The organism is Mycobacterium sp. UM_Kg27 (assembly GCF_000972905.1).
In the GTDB taxonomy this organism is placed as follows: Bacteria; Actinomycetota; Actinomycetes; order Mycobacteriales; family Mycobacteriaceae; genus Mycobacterium.
In genome coordinates this window covers 19,834-38,289 of sequence record NZ_JRMM01000004.1, presented here as the reverse complement: position 1 = coordinate 38,289, position 18,456 = coordinate 19,834, and the positions used below count along the sequence as shown (strand labels likewise).

General features: G+C 67.7%; 24 protein-coding genes. 16 read left to right on the top strand and 8 right to left on the bottom strand.

Annotated features, from left to right (window positions below):
* Window positions 1-3 precede the first annotated feature (3 nt).
* Entirely contained in the window at window positions 4-1,344 is a 1,341-nt protein-coding gene (locus tag LI94_RS01365; protein WP_046300058.1) for a PPE domain-containing protein, read from the bottom strand.
* Window positions 1,345-1,545: 201 nt separating this feature from the next.
* Here LI94_RS01365 and LI94_RS01360 point away from each other — a divergent pair, with 201 nt between their 5' ends.
* Both LI94_RS01360 and LI94_RS01355 read left to right on the top strand, forming a co-directional pair.
* Entirely contained in the window at window positions 1,546-2,268 is a 723-nt protein-coding gene (locus tag LI94_RS01360; protein WP_024443642.1) for a response regulator transcription factor, read from the top strand.
* A complete protein-coding gene (locus tag LI94_RS01355; protein WP_046300057.1) occupies window positions 2,265-3,707 on the top strand; it encodes a HAMP domain-containing sensor histidine kinase in 1,443 nt (480 codons plus the stop codon). Before LI94_RS01360 ends, LI94_RS01355 begins: the two co-directional genes overlap by 4 nt.
* Here LI94_RS01355 and LI94_RS01350 read toward each other — a convergent pair.
* Entirely contained in the window at window positions 3,679-4,539 is an 861-nt protein-coding gene (locus LI94_RS01350) for an NAD(P)-dependent oxidoreductase (protein WP_081654624.1), read from the bottom strand. The two genes, LI94_RS01355 and LI94_RS01350, sit on opposite strands and share 29 nt — an antisense overlap.
* A 262-nt stretch (window positions 4,540-4,801) precedes the next feature.
* Between LI94_RS01350 and pcaD the strand changes: the two genes are divergently transcribed.
* The 8 genes from pcaD (at window position 4,802) to LI94_RS01315 (ending at window position 9,304) form a co-directional block, all read left to right on the top strand.
* Window positions 4,802-5,560 carry a 3-oxoadipate enol-lactonase gene (pcaD, locus tag LI94_RS01345; RefSeq protein WP_046300056.1) on the top strand — a complete coding sequence of 253 codons (759 nt, stop codon included), beginning with the start codon at window positions 4,802-4,804 and terminating at the stop codon, window positions 5,558-5,560.
* On the top strand, window positions 5,557-6,384 hold the full coding sequence (locus LI94_RS01340) for a CoA transferase subunit A (RefSeq protein WP_024443646.1): 828 nt from the start codon (window positions 5,557-5,559) through the stop codon (window positions 6,382-6,384). Before pcaD ends, LI94_RS01340 begins: the two co-directional genes overlap by 4 nt.
* Complete coding sequence (locus LI94_RS01335; protein ID WP_046300055.1) at window positions 6,381-7,046, top strand: CoA transferase subunit B; 666 nt, start codon at window positions 6,381-6,383, stop codon at window positions 7,044-7,046. Before LI94_RS01340 ends, LI94_RS01335 begins: the two co-directional genes overlap by 4 nt.
* On the top strand, window positions 7,043-7,168 hold the full coding sequence (locus LI94_RS24925; protein WP_255341891.1) for a hypothetical protein: 126 nt from the start codon (window positions 7,043-7,045) through the stop codon (window positions 7,166-7,168). The genes LI94_RS01335 and LI94_RS24925 overlap by 4 nt, the downstream gene beginning before the upstream one ends.
* 7 nt (window positions 7,169-7,175) lie before the next feature.
* Entirely contained in the window at window positions 7,176-7,466 is a 291-nt protein-coding gene (gene catC, locus LI94_RS01330; protein ID WP_024443648.1) for a muconolactone Delta-isomerase, read from the top strand.
* Window positions 7,467-7,703: 237 nt separating this feature from the next.
* Window positions 7,704-8,342: a TetR/AcrR family transcriptional regulator C-terminal domain-containing protein gene (locus LI94_RS01325; protein WP_152664725.1), complete on the top strand. Its 639-nt coding sequence runs from the start codon at window positions 7,704-7,706 to the stop codon at window positions 8,340-8,342.
* A gap of 87 nt (window positions 8,343-8,429) precedes the next feature.
* Window positions 8,430-8,603 carry a CsbD family protein gene (locus LI94_RS01320; protein WP_024443650.1) on the top strand — a complete coding sequence of 58 codons (174 nt, stop codon included), beginning with the start codon at window positions 8,430-8,432 and terminating at the stop codon, window positions 8,601-8,603.
* Window positions 8,604-8,758: 155 nt separating this feature from the next.
* Complete coding sequence (locus LI94_RS01315; protein WP_052739846.1) at window positions 8,759-9,304, top strand: anti-sigma factor antagonist; 546 nt, start codon at window positions 8,759-8,761, stop codon at window positions 9,302-9,304.
* Window positions 9,305-9,322: 18 nt separating this feature from the next.
* Here the strand turns inward: LI94_RS01315 and LI94_RS01310 are convergent, their stop codons facing one another.
* A complete protein-coding gene (locus LI94_RS01310) occupies window positions 9,323-9,820 on the bottom strand; it encodes an aminoacyl-tRNA deacylase (RefSeq protein WP_046300054.1) in 498 nt (165 codons plus the stop codon).
* Between the two features lie 116 nt (window positions 9,821-9,936).
* Between LI94_RS01310 and LI94_RS01305 the strand changes: the two genes are divergently transcribed.
* Window positions 9,937-10,692, top strand: a complete 756-nt coding sequence (locus LI94_RS01305; protein WP_036458587.1) for a sigma-70 family RNA polymerase sigma factor — start codon at window positions 9,937-9,939, stop codon at window positions 10,690-10,692.
* Window positions 10,689-10,988 (top strand): mycothiol system anti-sigma-R factor, encoded by a 300-nt coding sequence (gene rsrA, locus LI94_RS01300; RefSeq protein WP_046300053.1) that lies wholly within the window; start codon window positions 10,689-10,691, stop codon window positions 10,986-10,988. The genes LI94_RS01305 and rsrA overlap by 4 nt, the downstream gene beginning before the upstream one ends.
* A gap of 389 nt (window positions 10,989-11,377) precedes the next feature.
* Here rsrA and LI94_RS01295 read toward each other — a convergent pair whose 3' ends face one another.
* Window positions 11,378-11,875, bottom strand: coding sequence for a hypothetical protein (locus LI94_RS01295; RefSeq protein ID WP_152664723.1), 498 nt, complete (start codon window positions 11,873-11,875; stop codon window positions 11,378-11,380).
* 263 nt (window positions 11,876-12,138) lie between these two features.
* On the opposite strand from LI94_RS01295, the gene LI94_RS01290 reads away from it, so the two are divergent.
* Both LI94_RS01290 and LI94_RS01285 read left to right on the top strand, forming a co-directional pair.
* Entirely contained in the window at window positions 12,139-12,354 is a 216-nt protein-coding gene (locus tag LI94_RS01290) for a biotin/lipoyl-binding carrier protein (protein WP_036458599.1), read from the top strand.
* A 32-nt stretch (window positions 12,355-12,386) separates the two neighbouring features.
* The gene (locus LI94_RS01285; RefSeq protein ID WP_024443657.1) at window positions 12,387-13,874 is read left to right on the top strand and encodes a PAS domain-containing sensor histidine kinase; all 1,488 of its coding nucleotides are present in this window, start codon (window positions 12,387-12,389) and stop codon (window positions 13,872-13,874) included.
* A gap of 64 nt (window positions 13,875-13,938) precedes the next feature.
* On the opposite strand, the gene LI94_RS01280 is transcribed toward LI94_RS01285, so the two are convergent.
* Together LI94_RS01280 and LI94_RS01275 are read right to left on the bottom strand one after the other, a co-directional pair.
* A complete protein-coding gene (locus LI94_RS01280; protein WP_024443658.1) occupies window positions 13,939-14,193 on the bottom strand; it encodes a WhiB family transcriptional regulator in 255 nt (84 codons plus the stop codon).
* A 255-nt stretch (window positions 14,194-14,448) separates the two neighbouring features.
* Window positions 14,449-15,414, bottom strand: a complete 966-nt coding sequence (locus LI94_RS01275; protein ID WP_046300074.1) for a diacylglycerol kinase family protein — start codon at window positions 15,412-15,414, stop codon at window positions 14,449-14,451.
* Between the two features lie 29 nt (window positions 15,415-15,443).
* On the opposite strand from LI94_RS01275, the gene LI94_RS01270 reads away from it, so the two are divergent.
* Window positions 15,444-15,863 (top strand): hypothetical protein, encoded by a 420-nt coding sequence (locus LI94_RS01270; protein ID WP_046300051.1) that lies wholly within the window; start codon window positions 15,444-15,446, stop codon window positions 15,861-15,863.
* On the opposite strand, the gene LI94_RS01265 is transcribed toward LI94_RS01270, so the two are convergent.
* Both LI94_RS01265 and LI94_RS01260 read right to left on the bottom strand, forming a co-directional pair.
* Window positions 15,823-16,881 (bottom strand): isochorismate synthase, encoded by a 1,059-nt coding sequence (locus LI94_RS01265; protein WP_046300050.1) that lies wholly within the window; start codon window positions 16,879-16,881, stop codon window positions 15,823-15,825. The two genes, LI94_RS01270 and LI94_RS01265, sit on opposite strands and share 41 nt — an antisense overlap.
* A gap of 59 nt (window positions 16,882-16,940) precedes the next feature.
* The gene (locus LI94_RS01260; RefSeq protein WP_046300049.1) at window positions 16,941-17,546 is read right to left on the bottom strand and encodes an acid phosphatase; all 606 of its coding nucleotides are present in this window, start codon (window positions 17,544-17,546) and stop codon (window positions 16,941-16,943) included.
* A 77-nt stretch (window positions 17,547-17,623) separates the two neighbouring features.
* On the opposite strand from LI94_RS01260, the gene LI94_RS01255 reads away from it, so the two are divergent.
* On the top strand, window positions 17,624-18,424 hold the full coding sequence (locus LI94_RS01255) for a ParA family protein (RefSeq protein WP_024443663.1): 801 nt from the start codon (window positions 17,624-17,626) through the stop codon (window positions 18,422-18,424).
* Window positions 18,425-18,456 lie beyond the last annotated feature (32 nt).

Genomic DNA, 18,456 nt, shown 5'->3' with positions numbered 1-18,456 from the left:
GGGCTACCGGCCGAGAAGGCGCTGCTTTTCCCGGGTGAACTCTTCTTCGGTGAGGATCCCGGCATCGCGCAGATCGGCCAGTTCCCGCAGCTCACCGGAGATCCGGGTGATGGGGCCGTGCAATGGACGTACCGGCGGTTTCTTCGGCTTCTCGGTTTGGTCGCGCTGTTTGACCATGGCGCGCGGTGCCCGTTTGGGGGCGGCTTTCGGGTTCGGGGTGGCGGCGCGACCCCGCCCGAGGCCCGCGGTGGCCCGGCCGGCCAACCCGGCGGCGCCGATGGCGGCCAGCGGCAGCGCGGAGGCCCCGGCCGCGGCGGCGGGCACTGCAGCTTGCCCGGCGTTGGGCAATGCGGCGCTGAACTGCTGGATCACGGTGGTCGTCGGCGCCGCGGTGGCCCAGGCCTGCGGCACCGACAGACCGCTGAGCGTGGCCGCTTCACCCATCTCGGCGCTCACCGGAGTGAGCGCGCCGGTCAGAGCCATCTCCGGCAGCAGTTCACTCTCGATCTCGCCGACGCCGATCAGGTCGATCCCGAAGGTGCCGGCCGCGTCCACGCCGAAGGTACCGGCCGAGTCGATGACGAAAGTGCCGAACAGGCTGGAGGCCAATGCCAGGTAGGACGCCGCCAGCCCGGGCTCCATTGCCGCCGCTGAACCGATGGAACTCGTCAGCGTCGCATTGGATCCCGCTGCCGCCGATCCTGGCGCGCCGAGACCCTGCAGTGCCTGGGTGATCGCCGCAGCCGCGGAATCGGCGTGGCCGCCTGCCGCGGTGGCTGTGGCCTGGCCTACCGCTCCGGCCTGATTCGCCGTGCCGGTGGGATTGGTGGTGCGCGGGGGCTCGGTGAACGGAACCAGCCTGGTGGCGGCAGCGGAGCTGGTGGCATAGCCGTACATGGCGGTGGCGTCCTGGGCCCACATCTCGTAGTACTGGGCGTCGGTGGCCGCGATGGCGGCCGTGTTCTGACCCAGATAGTTGGTGGCGAGCAGCGACATCATCTGAGTGCGGTTGGCGGTGACCGCCGGGGGAGGCACGGTCATCGCGAACGCCGCATCGTAGGCGGCGGCCGCCGTGCGGGCCGACGAAGCGGTGTGTTCGGCCTGGGCGGCGGTGGCATGCATCCACTGGGCGTACGGTGCCGCGGCGGCGGCCATCGCGGCGGCGCTGGGGCCGGCCCAGCCGGCGGACAGCTCATCGATCATCGAGTCGTAGGCCAGTCCCGCGCTGTTCAGTTCGGCGGCCAGGGCGCTCCAGGCGGCGGCAGCGGCCAGCAATGGCTGTGCTCCTGCCCCCGAATACATCCGGCTCGAGTTGACCTCTGGTGGCAGAATCGCGAAATCCATTGTCAGATAGGCCTGTTATTAGTAGGCGTCATGGTGCCTCCTGAATTTCCCGGTTCGCGCCGGTGCGGCAGGCCACCGGGCGCACTCGGTCTCCGTGACCGTAAACAGTCAACTTGAAGTGAACCTGAAGAACGCGGCGGTGAGCGCAAGCCGCGCCGGTCGGGCCTCCCCTTGACGGCGCGACGGTGTTATCAATGGACCATGGCCGATTCCCGGTCCGCCGACCGTCGCGGCGGTACCCCCTTCAGCGTGGGAACGCCGCGGGTTCTGGTGGTCGAGGACTCCGAGGCCATCCGCGAGATGGTCAGCGAGGCGCTGGCCGACGCCGGCTACCTCACCGACACCCAGCCCGACGGTCACGGTCTGGAGGAGGTGCTGGACGGATTCCGGCCGGACCTGGTGGTTCTCGACGTCATGCTGCCGGGACGCGATGGCTTCGCGCTGATGGATGTGATCCTGCGCTGGGGCGAGGTGGGGGTGGTGTTGCTCACCGCGCGTGACGGCTTACCCGACCGGCTGCGCGGTCTTGACGGCGGCGCCGACGACTACGTGGTCAAGCCGTTCGAGTTGGCCGAGCTGGTGTCGCGGGTCGGTGCGGTGCTCCGTCGGCGGGGCCGGCTACCGGCTGCCGTGCAGTTCGGGGATCTGATGGTCGATGTCGACGCCGGGGTGGCCGCCCGCTCCGGCACCCCTCTGGGTCTGACCGCCACCGAGCTGCGGGTGCTGGTCTACCTTGTCGAACAGCGCGGTCGTATCGTCAGCAGCGCGCAGATCCTTAACGCGGTATGGGGTTATGAGGCATACGACCCCAACCTGGTGCAGGTCCACATCAGTGGGTTGAGGCAGAAGCTCGAGGCGCACGGACCACGAATCCTGCATACCGTGCGCGGGATCGGCTACCGGCTGGAACTTTCGGGTTCATGACCGCCACTCCCTCGCTGCGGCGTCGCCTGACGCTGATGGTGCTGGCGTTGCTTGTCATGCTCATGCTGGCGATGGGGCTGGTGATCAATGCCAGTTTGACCGCGCTGGCGACCCGCAGCGTGCACGAACGACTGGCAGCGGCGACGGCTCGGGCGGATTCCCTCGTAGCACTGGGCATCTCGGCTGAACAGATGTCCGAACAACTCAACGGCGGCATCATCGCCGCACTCGTAGTCACCGCCGACGGCACCAGCTACGGTGACCCCGCGATCGAGCCCGACGCGACCACCGGATCGAAGTTTCCGGCCCCGCCGCTTGAGCCCGACGACACCGCGACAGTCCTGGTGCATCCCCTGGCCAACGGCGACCGGGTGATCCTGGTCGCCGACACCACGGAGTCCGACGAGACGCTGCGCCGATTGCGGCGCTTGATGATCGAGGCCGGGCTGGGGACCTTGCTACTGGCATCGACCTTGTTGGCCGGAGCGAGTCGCGCGCTGCTGGCGCCGCTGGATCGTCTCACCGATCTCGCCCGCGACATCACCACGGGGGATCGGGGTCGGCGGCTGCGCCCAGACCGTCCCAGGACCGAACTGGGTCGGGCGGCAGAAGCTTTCGACGACATGCTCGACGAGCTGGAGAACTCCGAGAAGCGGGCTCAGAGCGCCGCGCAGGGGGCGCAGCGAGCCGAAGCGGCAGTGCGGCGTTTCCTCGCCGACGCTGCCCATGAGCTGCGCACCCCGATAGCGGGAATGCAGGCCGCTGCCGAGCAGATCGCCGGAAACGTCGGCGTGCATGTCGGCCAGTCCATCGGTGAGGACGCCATCGAGCCCGAGGTACTTCGCCAGCATCGTCGTGCCAGCCTGTTGTTGACCGAAGCGCGGCGGGCGACCCGGCTGGTCACCGACATGCTGGACCTGAGCTATATCGATGCCGGATTGCCGTTGGAGCTCAAAGACATCGATCTGGTCGGCATCATCGACACCCAGCTGGACCGGGCCGCGCTGCTTGCTCCGCAACTCCGGATCGGGCGGACCGGCCTGGACTCAGTGACCGCCCGGGTCGACCCCACGCGCGTCGCGCAGATTCTGTCCAACCTGCTCGACAACGCGCGCCGTTACACACCGCCCGGTGGACAGATCAACGTCGACGTCGGCAAAGACAGCGGGGGTGTCGCGGTGGTCGTCACCGACACCGGCATAGGTGTGAGTGCCGAGGACGCCGAGCGGATCTTCGATCGGCTGGTGCGTCTGGACAGCGCCCGCGGGCGCGACCACGGCGGTGCGGGACTGGGCCTGCCGATCGCCCGGGCGCTGGCCGAGGCGCACGGGGGGACCCTGACGTGCGTTCCCCGAAACGGGGGCGCCTGCTTCAGACTGGTCATCCCGACGGGTTCCGGCGGGGCCGTGGTCAGCTCTGCACGTAGCCCGGCGGGTTGACGGTGTCGACCCACAGGTCTACGCCCAGGTCGCTGCCGGGCACACAGTCATAGACCGACAGGTCGGTGACGCCGGAGTCCACCAGCACGTCCTCGCACAGCAAAGAGTTGCCGGTGTATTCGCGGGCCGGCTTGGTCACGATGGCGTATGCGGCGTCGGCGTAGATCTCCGGGGTGCGAGAGCGTGCCATCGCCTCGTCTCCGCCGAGCAGGTTCTGTACCGCGGCGGTCGCGATCATGGTGCGCGGCCACAGCGTGTTGGAGGCGATCCCGTGCTGGCGCAGTTCCTCGGCCATCCCGAGGGCGCACAGCGTCATCCCGAACTTGGCCATCATGTAGGCGGTGGGCTTGAGCCACTGAGGCTCCAGCCGGATCGGCGGGGACAGCGTCAGGATGTGCGGGTTGTCGCGGCCTATCATGTGCGGGATGCAGGCCTGCGACACCGCGTAGGTGCCGCGCACCTCGATGCCGTTCATCAGGTCGAAGCGTTTCAGCGGCACTTCGAGGATCGAACCCAGGTTGATCGCCGAGGCATTGTTCACGCAGATGTCGATGCCGCCGAACCGCTCGACGGTGGCGGCCACGGCCCCTGCCACGGAGTCCCCGTCACGGATGTCACCGACGATCGGCAGTGCCTGCCCGCCGGCCTCTTCGATTTCGGCGGCCGCGGTATAGATCGTGCCGTCGAGCTTCGGGTGCGGTTCGGCGGTCTTGGCGATCAGCGCGACGTTGGCGCCGTCGCGGGCGGCGCGCTTGGCGATCGCCAGGCCGATACCGCGGCTGGCGCCCGAGATGAACATGGTCTTGCCGGAGAGGGGTCCTGTGTTGGCCATGTTGGTCACCCTATGCCGCCGATGACCTCGCTTATCGCCGGATGGCCGGGGTCGCAAGGGCGGGGGATCGTTGGGGCGGTCCGACGCTTCGCGCCGAAATCGGGCGGGTCGACTCCCCGGAAGGATTGATAAAGACAATATATCAATGAGCGAAATACAAGTATTTCAGAATATCAATACTGGTCATTACTGTTGAAAACGTGACCATTTCCGCCGATATCGGGCCCGTGCGCGACCCGGCCGCCGTCTTCGAGGCCGGGCGATGAGCGCCGTCGCGGTGCACGCCGTGATCACCGGCCGCGCAGGCGGTCCGGTCCTGCTGCTGTCCAACTCGCTGGGATCGACCCACCGGATGTGGGACGCCCAGATCGGCGCGCTGCAGGACCGGTTCCAGGTGGTGCGCTACGACACTCGTGGGCACGGCCAATCCCCGGTCCCGGACGGGCCGTACACCATCGACGACCTGGCCGACGACGTGATCGCACTGCTTGACCGGCTCGGTGTGGAGCGGGCACACCTGGTCGGACTGTCGCTGGGCGGGATGACCGCGATGCGGGTCGCGGCCCGCAACCCCGAGCGGGTCGACCGGTTGGCCGTGCTGTGCACGGCCGCGCACCTGCCACCGGCCACCGCCTGGCAGGAACGGGCCGCGACGGTCCGCGCCCGCGGTGCCGGCGCGGTGGTACAGCGGTGGTTCACCCCGCAATACCTTGCGGCGCCCCCCGACGTCCGTGCCGAGGGCGAAGCCATGGTCGCCGCGACACCCGCGCAGGGCTACGCCGGCTGCTGCGAGGCGATCGCCGGCCTGGACGTCCGCGGCGACCTGGCCGCCATCACCGCCCCGACCCTGGCCGTCGCTGGCGCTGACGACCCCGCCACCCCGCCGGCCAAGCTTGAAGAGATCGCGGCCGGCGTCAAAAACGGTCGGCTGCTGGTCGTTTCGCAGGCCGCTCACCTGGCCAACGCCGAACAACCCGAGATCATCACGCCAGCCCTCATCGAACACCTGGAGCGCCCATGAGCCTGAACAAAGTGGTCGAATCTGCGGCCGCGGCGGTCGCCGACATACCCGACAGCGCGAGTCTGGCCGTCGGCGGCTTCGGGCTGGCCGGCATCCCGTGGTTTCTCATCGAGGCCCTCCTTGAACAGGGCGCCACCGACCTGACCATCGTGTCCAACAACTGCGGGGTCGACGGTGCCGGGCTGGGCCTGTTGCTCGACGCGCGCCGGATCAGCCGGGTCATCGCCTCCTACGTCGGGGAGAACAAGGAATTCGCCCGCCAGTACCTGTCCGGTGAACTGACCGTCGAGCTCACCCCGCAGGGCACCCTGGCCGAAAGGATGCGCGCCGGGGGCAGCGGCATCGGCGCCTTCTTCACCCCCACCGGGGTCGGCACCGCCGTCGCCGACGGGGGACTGCCCTGGCGGTATCACCCCGACGGCAGCATCGCCATCGCCTCACCGCCCAAAGAGGTACGCAACTTCCGCGGCACCGACATGGTGCTCGAGGAGGGCATCACCACCGACTATGCGCTGGTGCGCGCCGCGGTCGCCGATAAGGCAGGCAACTGTCAATTCCACGCCGCGGCACGCAATTTCAACCCCCCGGCAGCCATGTCTGGACGGACCACCATCGTCGAAGCCGAGCGGGTGGTCGAGGTCGGGGAACTGCATCCCGACGCGGTTCACCTGCCCGGGATCTTCGTCAAGCGAATCCTGGCACTGACTCCGGAGCAGGCCGCGCGCAAGGACATCGAGAAGCGCACCACCCGGCCGATGACGGCGCGGGCGAGCCACGAGGCCGCCCGGGAGGCGGGCAATCAAGAGCAGGAGGCGACACGATGAGCTGGACCCGCGACGAGATGGCCGCGCGAGCGGCCCGGGAACTGCACGACGGCGACTACGTCAACCTGGGCATCGGCCTGCCCACCCTGATTCCCGGTCACCTGCCCGACGACTCCAGCATCACGCTGCACGCCGAGAACGGCATCCTCGGCGTCGGGCCTTTCCCCTACGACCATGAAGTCGACCCGGACCTGATCAACGCCGGAAAGCAGACCGTCACGGTGTTGCCCGGGGCAGCGTATTTCGACTCCGCGACCAGCTTCGCGATGATCCGCGGTGGCCATGTCGATGTGGCCGTGCTGGGCGGCATGCAGGTGGCGGCCAACGGTGACCTGGCCAACTGGATGGTGCCGGGGGCCATGGTCAAGGGCATGGGCGGTGCCATGGATCTGGTCAGCGGCGTGCGCCGGGTGATCGTCCTGATGGATCACACCACCAAGGCTGGTGCCGCCAAACTGGTCGCCGCCTGCGATCTGCCGCTGACCGGACGCGGTGTGGTCAGCCGGGTGATCACCGACCTCGGGGTGCTCGATGTCGCCGGCGACCGTTTCGCCTTGGTGGAGCTGGCGCCCGGGGTCGGCTATGACGAGGTGGTCGCGAAAACCGCGGCACCGGTGCTTGATCGACGGGCAGTTCGGCAACCGGCCGGCGTAGAAGGTTGAGCGCACGGCGCCAGGCGTCGATCTGGACGCGTCGGGGTTGCTCGAAGCTGGATTCAGCGGCGCAATGCCACGGCAGCTTCGCGGTGACCTACAACTTCGTCCTCGACCCGGTGCAGGACTGAGGCCGCCATGCTGTTTCACGTACGGATGGATGTGCGCATCCCGCACGACCTCGACCCGCAGGTCCGTGCCGAGATTGTGGCCAGCGAAAAGGCGTACTCCCAGGATCTGCAGCGGTCAGGCAAGTGGCCGCACATCTGGCGGATCGTCGGCGAGTACTCGAACATCTCGATCTTCGATGTCGCGTCGAATGACGAACTGCACCAGATACTTTCCGGGCTCCCATTGTTCGCCTACATGGATATCCGGGTGACCCCGCTGGCCGGCCATCCCAGTGACGTCAAGGCGCTCACCCGCTAGCCGGTGGACGCGACTATGGCCGCTTTGGCCTATCGTGGCGAGCTTACGACGTAAACTCGCGGTCGGTGCGCGAAGCGGATCGCAGGAGGCCGCTGGAGTCGGGCCGTCGATGCGGTGAAAAGGGTGATCTGGGTGGATGCCGGCGATCGCGGTGCGCAGCGGCCGGTGCACGCCGAGGGGGCGGACATCGGCGAAGGTCTGCGGCCGTCGCACCTGAGCCGTGACGCGATCCTGGAAATGGCCATCGACTTCATCGACCGGCACGGACTGTCGAAGTTGACCATGCGCGGGTTGGGGGCAGCCTGCGGAGTCGAGGCGATGGCGCTGTACCGCTATGTGCACGGCCGTGGTGACCTGCTCACCGGAGTTGTCGACCATATCGTCGACCGGCTCTACGCGGATCAGCTCGCGGCGCGACGCCAGGAAGACGGCTGGCAGGACTACCTCATGCGGCTGGCGCACGGGGTACGCCAGATCGCACTCGACCATCCGGAGGTCTTTCCGCTGGTCGCCACCCAGGCCCCGGAGGCCCCGTGGGTTCGGCCACCGCTGCGCAGCCTGCGCTGGATGGAGAGCTTCCTCGACACGCTGATCACCTATGGATTCGACGACGGCGCCGCGGTGTCCGCCTACCGTTCCTACACCACGTTCCTGATCGGTCATCTGCTGTTGGAAGTGTCGGCACGCGGCGCGGAACTGCACCCCGACGAGGTGCTTCTCGATGACAGGGGCGCGCGGTCCGGGCGCGACCTTACCGACTACCCGCACCTGCTACGCCTGCAGCCGATGTTGTCGCAGGACCGCAGCACCGCGGAGTTCGAGGAGGCGCTGGAGGCCATCCTGGACCGGCTCGAGCTGCTGATCGCCCGGCGCTGAAGCGATCGGGCCACCCGATGAGGGTTTACGTCGTAAACATGGTGGGTATCCCTTCTGTCGCAACGCCACATGAGGGAGGAGTTCACGATGGGATTGGCAGACAAAGCCAAACATGCCGCGGAGGACGTCGCGGGCAAGGCCAAAGAGGCCGCCGGCAAGGTCACCGGCAATGACGACCTCAGGAACGAGGGCAAGGCTGACCAGGGCAAGTCCAGCCTGAAGAAGGCCGGTGAGAACATCAAGGACGCCTTCAAGGACTAACAAGCGAGAACACCGCCCCGTGCGCCGATTACGGCGTGCGGGGCGGCGGCGTGTCCGGGGGTGGAGCGGGTTGCAGCGGGGGGACGGAAACGCGGTCTAGGGAGCCCCCCGCAGACAGGTTTACAACGTAAACAATCCGGCGTAGCTTCAATTCCATGCTGTTCGGTTTACGCCGTAAACTCAGCCGCTGCGCTGGTTGGCGCCGCAACGGTGCCGGGCCGGAGCGGATGGAAGCGGTTCCGGTCGCCGCGATGGCCGTCGGTGGCGTCGTCGGCGAGGCGTGCGTCGGCGAGGCGTTCGTCGCGCCGGAGGTTCCTGCGGAAGAAGAGCTGCATGTCCTGGTGGAGCGGCGCGGCTCAGCGCTGCTGGTTCACGCGGGTGGCAGTGTCGACGCGTCCAACATCGCCGTCTGGCGTCGCCTGGTCGGCGAGGCCGCGGAGGTGGCAACAGCTCCCGGGCCGCTGATCATCGATACCAGCGCCCTCGAATTCATGGGAATCTGCGCGTTCGCGGTGCTGGTTGAAGAGTCGGCCAGCTGCCGTCGGCGCGGCATCCGGCTCTGCCTTGTCAGCGACCAGCACATCACCGCCCGGGTGGTGGACGCCGCGGGTATCGACGCCGAATTGTCGTTCGCCGCGACCGTCGACGATGCGCTCGGGAACGCACCGCGCGACGATCCCGGTTCGGTTCTGGACCGTTGAACGCCGGCAACCGCGGGGTCAGCGGGCCTGGATGTCCGCGGTGATCGCCCCCGTCACCCGGATCAGATCCGCAGGTGCCACCGCCACGTCCACGCCGCGTTGCCCCGCGCTGCACAGCACCCGGTCAAAGCCCAGCGCCGAGGCATCCACCACGGTCGGCAAAGCTTTGCGCTGCCCGAGCGGCGAGATCCCGCCCAGCACGTAACCGGTCGCTCGTTGTGCCGCCGCCGGGTCGGCCATTGCGGCCTTGGGCGCCCCGAGTGCGGCGGCGACCGCCTTCAACGACAGCTTGGCCGGCACCGGCAGGACCGCGATCGCCAGTCCGGGCGGGATCGCCACCACCAGCGTCTTGAAGATCTGCTCGGGGCGCACCCCGCCCGGTCCCTCGGCCGCGAGCTGCTCGACGGCTTCGGCTCCGAAAGCACGCTGGTCTGGCTCATGCCGGTAACGCAACACCTCGTAGGGCACCTGCGCGGCGATCAGGGCCGCTACAGCTCGGGTTGCCGCACGACTCACCGCGCCAGGATACGGCCGGGAAATAGTGCCATGGCCAACGCTGTTGACTAAGCCAGTTGGTGTGGTCGCTGCGCCAAGTCGTCGATCACGGCCCTAGGATCGGAAAGGAGTCGCCGATGTCAACGGCGATCGGTCTGCTGGAACGCGAGCTATCGGCTGGGCTGGTTGTGGGCACCGCGACAGAAGGGGCAGCGACGATACAGATGGCTGACGGCGAGAGTGCGTCCGGTACCGGGACCGAGGCTTCGACCGAAGCCAAGGCGCCGGTACGTTCCGATGAGACCGACGCGCAGCTGACCGCTCGGTTCGAACGCGATGCGATACCCATGCTCGATCAGCTCTACGGCGGCGCGCTGCGCATGACGCGCAATCCTGCCGATGCCGAGGACCTGTTGCAGGAGACCATGGTCAAGGCCTATGCCGGGTTCCGCTCCTTTCGAGAGGGCACCAACCTCAAGGCGTGGCTGTACCGCATCCTGACCAACACCTACATCAACAGCTACCGCAAGAAGCAACGCTCACCGGCGGAGTACCCGACCGACGAGATCACCGACTGGCAGCTGGCGGCCACCGCCGAACACTCTTCGACGGGGCTGCGCTCAGCGGAGGTAGAGGCTCTGGAGTCGCTGCCTGACACCGAGATCAAAGAGGCGCTGCAGCAGCTTCCCGAAGAATTCCGGATGGCGGTGTACTACGCCGACGTCGAAGGATTCCCGTACAAGGAGATCGCTGAGATCATGGATACGCCGATCGGCACGGTGATGTCGCGTTTGCACCGCGGCAGGCGACAGTTGCGCAGTCTGCTGGCCGACGTAGCCCGCGATCGTGGATTCATTCGCGACGGCCAGACTTCCGAGGAGGTGTCGTCGTGACCGAACACTCGCGAGACTGCAACACGCAACCGGCCGACGGCGAATCCCATGCCAACTGTTCGGAGGTGATCGCCGAAGTATGGACCCTGCTCGACGGCGAATGCACGGCGGAGACCAAGGCCAAACTGCGCCAGCACCTTGAGGAATGCCCCGGCTGCCTGCGGCACTACGGGGTCGAGGAACGGATCAAGACGCTGATCGCCCGCAAATGCAGTGGCGACAAGGCCCCGCGGCGTCTCTACGAACGCGTGCGGCTGGAGATCAGCCGGACCACGATCATCCACCGCGAGGGCTGATCCGGGCCCGCTGCCATGGCGCGGAGGCGATCACACGCGCGGGCGAAGCGGGTCGCCGCTATGGCCTCGAGATGGCCGATAATTGCAGCAAGCCCGGCCTGAGGCCGGGCTTGCGGTCAGCTGTGCTGGCGAGCTTGAACCAACGCGCTAGGCGTTGGGTCGCTTGCCGTGGTTGGCTTTGCTGTGCTTGCGATCGCGCTTCTTGCGGCCACGTTTTGCCATGATTGGCCCTCCTAGCAGGTATTCCGGCTGACAAGTGTCTCACACGACCAGGCCTGGCGATAATCGCGCGGATGACCGGTCTGTCGTGGCAGCGCAACGCTGACGACATAGCCGTCGGCCGCGGCCGGCCGTCGGGCGAATCCGACGACCGGCTCACCGTCTCAGGATCAGTGCACCGAGAAGTTCCGAGCGCCCGCCAGTGTCTGCGGCACCAGGGCCGGAGGTGTCGCCGGAGCGGGCGGGGTCTCCAGTGCAGGCCCCGCGGACATGGGCGCCCCAGGCGGCGTCAGAGTGCTCACGTCGGTGGGCATGATCGACCCCACGCCGGGGACCACGCGGTTGAGCATGCCGTTCAACGCCTGCAGGAAGGAGTTCGCGGCGTTCACGCCGGCTGAGGAGCCTCCGACGGCAGAGCCGGGCATGCCCAGTGGGCTGGGGGCGCCCAGTGCACCTGGTACGCCCAGTGCGCCGGGCACGCCGAGCGGGCTGGGGGTGCCGAGGGGAGTCGGGGTGCTGAGGGGGGTCGGAATCGGCATGGGGTCATCGACCAGGGCCGGGGCGGCTTTGGCGGACGCGACACCGAATCCCAATGTGGCCAGCGTCATGGCGCCGGCGCAGATCAGTGTCAGCCGCACTCGCGGCTGGGCAAGACGGTTTACAGACAACGCGCTACTCCTCAAGTTCGGTGTCGACTTGTGCCGCGTCACGGCGATTTCGTCACGCGTTCAAAACACTCGAGTAACGGTGCTATGCAATTGTCACAGGAGAAACACGACACGATCACGGATCGAACTCTCTATGTCCTCTTAATTATCTTGGAGTTCGCTTACCCGAGCCGCTCTGCCCGATGCCGTGAGGGGGTTGTGGTTCGATAGGGCCTAGCTTTTTGATGTACGCAATCGTTGACTGGGTGATGAACGAGGTGAAGATGGCCGAGGACGTTCGCGCGGAGATCGTGGCCAGCGTGCTCGAGGTCGTGGTCCACGAGGGCGACCAGATCAACGAGGGCGACACCGTGGTGCTGCTGGAGTCGATGAAGATGGAGATCCCGGTGCTGGCCGAGACCGCGGGCACCATCAGCAAGGTGGCCGTGCAGGTCGGTGACGTGATTCAGGCCGGCGATCTGATCGCCGTGATCAGCTGATCGCTGCCGCTGTGACCGGCGCGAGCTAGCCGATGTCGACCCTCGGTGATCTGCTCGCCGAACACACCGTTCTGCCCGGCAGTGCGGTGGACCACCTGCATGCGGTGGTCGGGGAGTGGCAGCTGCTGGCGGACCTGTCGTTCGCCGACTACCTGATGTGGGTGCGCCGCGACCCCGACGCTGACGGTGCCCTGGTGTGCGTGGCGCAATGCCGGCCCAACACCGCGCCCACCGTACTGCTGAGTGACGCCGTCGGCACCATCGTCGTGCCGGAGTGGATGCCGCTGGCGGTCGCCGCATTCGAATCGGGCGTCATCGGCCGAGAAGGTATTGCCGGACAACGCAATATGGAAGCGGTACCGGTGCGTCACGGCGACCGGATCGTGGCCGTGCTGACCCACCAGACCGCGCTGACGGGTCGTCGGGAGTCCAGCCGGCTGGAAGCGGCCTACTTGGATTGCGCGGCCGATTTGGTGCACATGATCTCCGAGGGCACCTTCCCAGACGTCGGCGACATCGCGGTGTCGCGCTCGAGTCCGCGCGTGGGAGACGGGTTCATCCGGCTGGCCGTCGACGGCACGGTCCGTTACGCCAGCCCGAATGCGGTGTCGGCCTACCACCGCATGGGCCTGGCCGCCGAACTGGCCGGCCACGACCTGGTCGCCATCACCCGGCCGCTGATCTCCGACCCATTCGAGGCCCACGAACTGGCCGAACATGTGCGTGAATCGCTGTCCGGTGGCTCGAGCATGCGGTTCGAGGTCGACGCGGCCGGAGCGGTCGTTCTGTTGCGCACCCTGCCGCTGATCGTGCACGGCCGGCCGGCGGGGGCGGCGGTGCTGGTTCGCGACGTCACCGAGGTGAAGCGCCGCGACCGCGCGCTGCTCTCCAAGGACGCGACCATTCGAGAGATCCATCATCGAGTGAAGAACAATCTGCAGACCGTGGCGGCGCTGCTGCGCCTGCAGGCCCGCCGCACAACCAGTACCGAAGGCCGCGAGGCGCTGCTGGAGTCGGTGCGGCGGGTGTCGTCGATCGCACTGGTCCACGAAGCGCTGTCGATGTCGGTCGACGAGGTGGTGAACCTCGACAAGGTGATCGACCGCATCCTGCCGATGATGAACGACGTTGCCAGCGTGGATATCCCGATTCATGTCGCCCGGATCGGGTCGATCGGGTCGCTGGACGCCGACCGGGCCACCGCCTTGATCATGGTGATCACCGAACTGGTGCAGAACGCGATCGAGCACGCCTTTGAGGCAGAGGCCGACCGGCGAGCGGTGACCATCCGGGCCGAACGTTCGGCGCGTTGGCTCGACGTCGTGGTCCACGACGACGGCCACGGGCTTCCCGACGGGTTCCGACTGGAGACTTCCGACCGGCTCGGCCTGCAGATCGTCAACACGCTGGTCTCGGCGGAGCTCAACGGCTCGCTGACCGCGCAAGACGCGCCGGGCGGCGGAACCGAGATGGTGCTGCGCATCCCGGTCGGCGGTCGCCGGCTCCGTCAGGCGTTGTGAGGCAGGTCTCGACACAAAACGACGCGGCCCCGACTGAGTCGGGGCCGCGTCGCTTTGTCTGGGGTCAGACCCCGCTGCGCGCCCGCGTCCGAGCGTTGCGGCGCTTGAGCGCACGTCGCTCGTCTTCGCTCATGCCGCCCCACACGCCGGCGTCCTGGCCGGTCTCCAGCGCCCAGGTCAGGCACTCGGTGACCACCGAGCAACGGGTGCAGACCTGCTTAGCGGAAGCAATCTGGGCGAGAGCCGGGCCGCTGTTTCCCACCGGGAAGAACAGCTCCGGGTCCTCGTCGCGACAGACCGCCTTGTGGCGCCAATCCATAGGTCTCCAACTCCTTACTTTGGGCGCAGCGGGGTGCGCTAGTGCTTTTCGACTGTGTATAAGCGGCGCAAGAAATGATTACGGCTTGCATCCGATCGCTCGATCGTTTCACAGCTTGGGCAGATGTCAAGGGTGCGCTTTATCACGTGGTCAAGGTCACGTTTTCGCGGGGCTGCTGACGGCGTTCCTGTGCAGGTGTACTACAGTGGGATCAACTGTGCGCTCAGTGAGCGATTGGAGCGCTATCTTCGCAGATCAGCGAGCTTTCTCTAGCGGAGGGGCGACGACGTCCAGCGCGTCGGGAACCGCCCGGAACGTCATCGCGGTACGCAGCCCGAGATATTCGCCATCGATCTGAGTCGCTATCGGTGTGTCGCCGGCATCCACCCGCAGCGCGGCCACATCGTCGTCGCGGATGAGCTGTTTGGCGCGCAATTTGGGCCGTTTCGACAGCATCTGCCGAACCAGCCTCAGCGTGGGCAGAACTTTCATGCTGGTGGTCGCGAACACGCCCATTCCCGACTCGAAGGTGGTGTCGGGGTTGGTCCACACGCACCGCTCGTCGGCATAGGTCCACGGAGCGCAGTTCGAGACGAACACGAAGTGCACCCCTTCGACCGGTTGGTCGTCGCCCAGTTGCAAGGTCAATGTCGGCGCCCGGCGGGTGGTGGCCAGTACCGCGGGGACCGCCGCGCGGATGTAGCGCAGTGGGGTGACGGTGTGGCCCTTCTCGCGTTCGGCCTCCACCGCGGCCACCACTTCGCCGTCGACTCCCATGCCGGCGTTGAGAACCGACCACCGCTCGCCGCAGTCGATAAGCCCGATCCGGCGCCACGCGGGCCGGCCGGTTGGGGGGTTGATCAATTCGATGAGCTGATTGGTGGCGGCGATCGGGTCGGCCGCGATGCCCAGCGAACGCGCGAACACGTTCGCCGACCCGCCGGGCACCACCGCCACCGCCGGCAGGTGCGCCGGTGGCGGTGAACCAGGTGCCCCGAGCAGGCCGTTGACCACGCCGTGCACGGTCCCGTCGCCGCCGTGCGCGATAACTAGGTCGATGCCGTCTCGGCTCGCGGCCTGACTGATCTCGATGGCATGGCCGCGATAGTCGGTGTGCACCACGGTCAGGTCGAGGCGGCTCTTGAGCGCGTGGGCGAGCAGATCGCGCCCCGCCGGCGTAGTGGATGTGGCATTGGGGTTCACGATCAGCACGGCGCGCACGAAATACGAGTCTATGGGCATCGGAGGCGATGGGTTCGGGTGGTTACGCTGGCGGCGTGAAAGCCGTCGCTGACTCACCGCGCGCTGTGCTCGGCGCCGGCCTGATTGTCGCTGTGCAGGGCGCGGCCGCCCTTGTTGTCGCGGTGGTGCTGGTACTGCGGGCATTGGCCGGCGCGGATCAGCATGACGCCAATGGCTACGGCACTGCGGCATGGTTCGCCTTCGTCGGTGTTGCGGTGTCGGCGGCCGGGTGGGCGCTGCTGCGAGGCCGGCGCTTCGGGCGCGGCATAGCAGTGTTCGCCAATCTGCTGCTGTTGCCGGTCGCCTGGTATCTGGGGGTGGGCTCGCACCGCTGGGGCTACGGCGTGGCGGTCGGCGTGGCGGCGGTGGCGGTGCTGGCGGCGTTGTTCAGTCCAGCGGCGCTGCGCTGGGCGGAACGACGCCCATAGCCGACAAGATCGTGCCGAACTTCGTCACCGTTTCGGCCAGTTCCTCGTCCGGGTCGGATTCGGCGACGATCCCGCCGCCGGCATGGGCCAGCGCGGATCGTTGGTCGGCGGACAGTTGCGCGCAGCGGATCGAGACCACCCAGCGGCCGTCACCGGCGGCGTCGCACCAGCCGACCGCGCCGGCGTAAAAGCCCCGGTCGCCCTCCAGTTCGGTGATGAGATCGACCGCGGCGGCGGTCGGAACCCCGCCGACCGCGGCCGTCGGATGCAGTGCCAGCGCCAAATCCAGTGCAGTGGTGGAGCAGTCGCGCAGCCGACCGGTGATCGGGGTGTTCAGGTGCCACACCGCAGAGGTCCTGCTGAGCTGTGGTTCCGGCGCTATGTCGAGTTCCACGCACAGTGGCTCGAGGGCCGCACGCAACTGATCGACGACCAGTTGATGCTCGTGGCGGTTCTTGCCGGACTCGGCCAGCGCGGCTCCGTTGGCGGCATCGACTACCGCATCGGGGGAGCGCGGCGCCGAACCGGCGAAGGGCCGGCAGGTGATTCGGTCGCCTTCGCGGGCGACCAACAGTTCAGGACTGGCGCCGACCAGGACCGTGCCGGCGTAGGCCTGCCCGGCCGCGCTCAGGTCGACCAGGTAGCCGTAGCCGCTCGGGTCCGCGGCGACCAACCGGTGCAGGAGGGTATCGGCGTCCAGCGGGGCATCGGCGGCCAGGCGCAGCCCGCGGGCCAGCACCACCTTGCGCAGGGCGCTTCGTGGTGCGGTCAGTTCGTCCAGGGCCCGGCGGATCCGGGCTCGATGCTCGTCGGGCTGCGGAATCTGCGCGACCACGTGGACCGCGGGAAGCGCCGCATCGCGTGCGGGCGGCAGCGCCTCTTCGCGTCGCACCTCGCGCGGGACGAACAGGGCCGCGGCGGAATCGGGCCGGAAAGGCAGCGCCCCCAACACTATTGGTGCATCACCGCGCGACAATGCGGCCTGCGCGGCGGTGACATCGGTGAACCCGGCGGTCATCGCGTCGGCCGACAGCGTCCCGGAGGGTCCGGAAAGGACGAACTTCGGTGGCAGTGTTGTCACAGCCCTGCGGCCTGAGGTCCGGTCAGGCCGAGCGCGATGAGCTGGCGCACTCCGTGCTCGAAGCCACACACGGCCATCGAGGCCGCCGCCATCGCGACTCGTGCGCCATCGGCTAACGGCAGCTCCAGCCACCGCGTGATCACAGCCCGGGAGAAGTGGCCGTGTCCGACGAACACCACATCACGCGAGGGGAGCTGTCGCAGCGCCAACGCAACCATGCGGTCGGCGCGGTCGCTGACCTGCGCCACCGTCTCACCGCCGGCACTGCCGTGTGTCCAGATCAGCCAGTCGGGTTCGGATTCGCGGATCTGCGCGGTGGTCAGCCCTTCGTAGCGGCCGTAGTCCCACTCGGCGAGGTCGTCGAAGATCTCATCGACGTGCAGCCCTGCCAGCTCGGCGGTCACCCGGGCGCGGCGGCGCGGGCTGCAGATCACCAGCGGGTTGTCCAGCGTCAGCTTTGTCAGCGTTGCCCGGGCGGCGACGGCTTGACGCCGGCCCACCTCAGTCAACTCCAGATCGGTGCGCCCGGTGTGCCGGCCGCTTTGGGACCACTCGGTTTCCCCGTGGCGCAGCAGCAGAAGTCGGTGCTCCTCGATCCCCACGTCAGTCGATTCTGCCCGACGGCGGACACCGACCCGCGTTTGGTGCTCCGAGGGCTAAGCCGTGCCAGTATGTCGGTGTGACGGGGATGCGGATCTTGGCGGTTGCCAATCAGAAGGGCGGCGTGGCCAAGACCACGACGGTGGCTTCGCTGGGTGCGGCGATGGCCGAGCTGGGTCGGCGGGTGTTATTGGTCGACCTCGACCCGCAGGGCTGCCTAACCTTCTCCCTGGGCCACGATCCCGACAAGCTGCCGGTGTCGGTGCACGAAGTGCTGCTCGGCGAGGTGGAACCCAATACGGCATTGGTGCCGACCGACGAGGGGATGACCCTGCTGCCGGCCAACATCGACCTGGCCGGCGCTGAGGCGATGCTGCTGATGCGGGCCGGCCGCGAGTACGTTCTGCAGCGGGCGCTGGCCAAGCTCGAAGACGAGTTCGATGTGGTGGTCATCGACTGCCCGCCGTCCTTGGGTGTGCTGACCCTCAACGGCCTTACCGCGGCCGGCGAGGTGATCGTGCCCCTGCAATGCGAGACCCTCGCGCATCGAGGCGTCGGCCAATTTCTGCGCACGGTCTCCGACGTCCAGCAGATCACCAACCCCGAGCTGCGTCTGCTGGGTGCCCTGCCGACGCTCTACGACTCGCGCACCACCCACAGTCGCGATGTGTTACTCGACATCGCCGACCGCTACGACCTGCCGGTGCTGGCTCCGCCGATCCCGCGGACCGTGCGTTTCGCCGAGGCCAGTGCATCGGGTGCCTCGGTGATCGCCGGGCGCAAGAACAAGGGCGCGCAGGCCTACCGTCAGCTGGCCGAGGCCTTGCTCAAGTACTGGAAGAACGGCAAGTCGCTGCCCACGTTTACTCCCGAGGTCTAGCGGGGCCATCAGCCCAGCGGTGATCGCAAGCG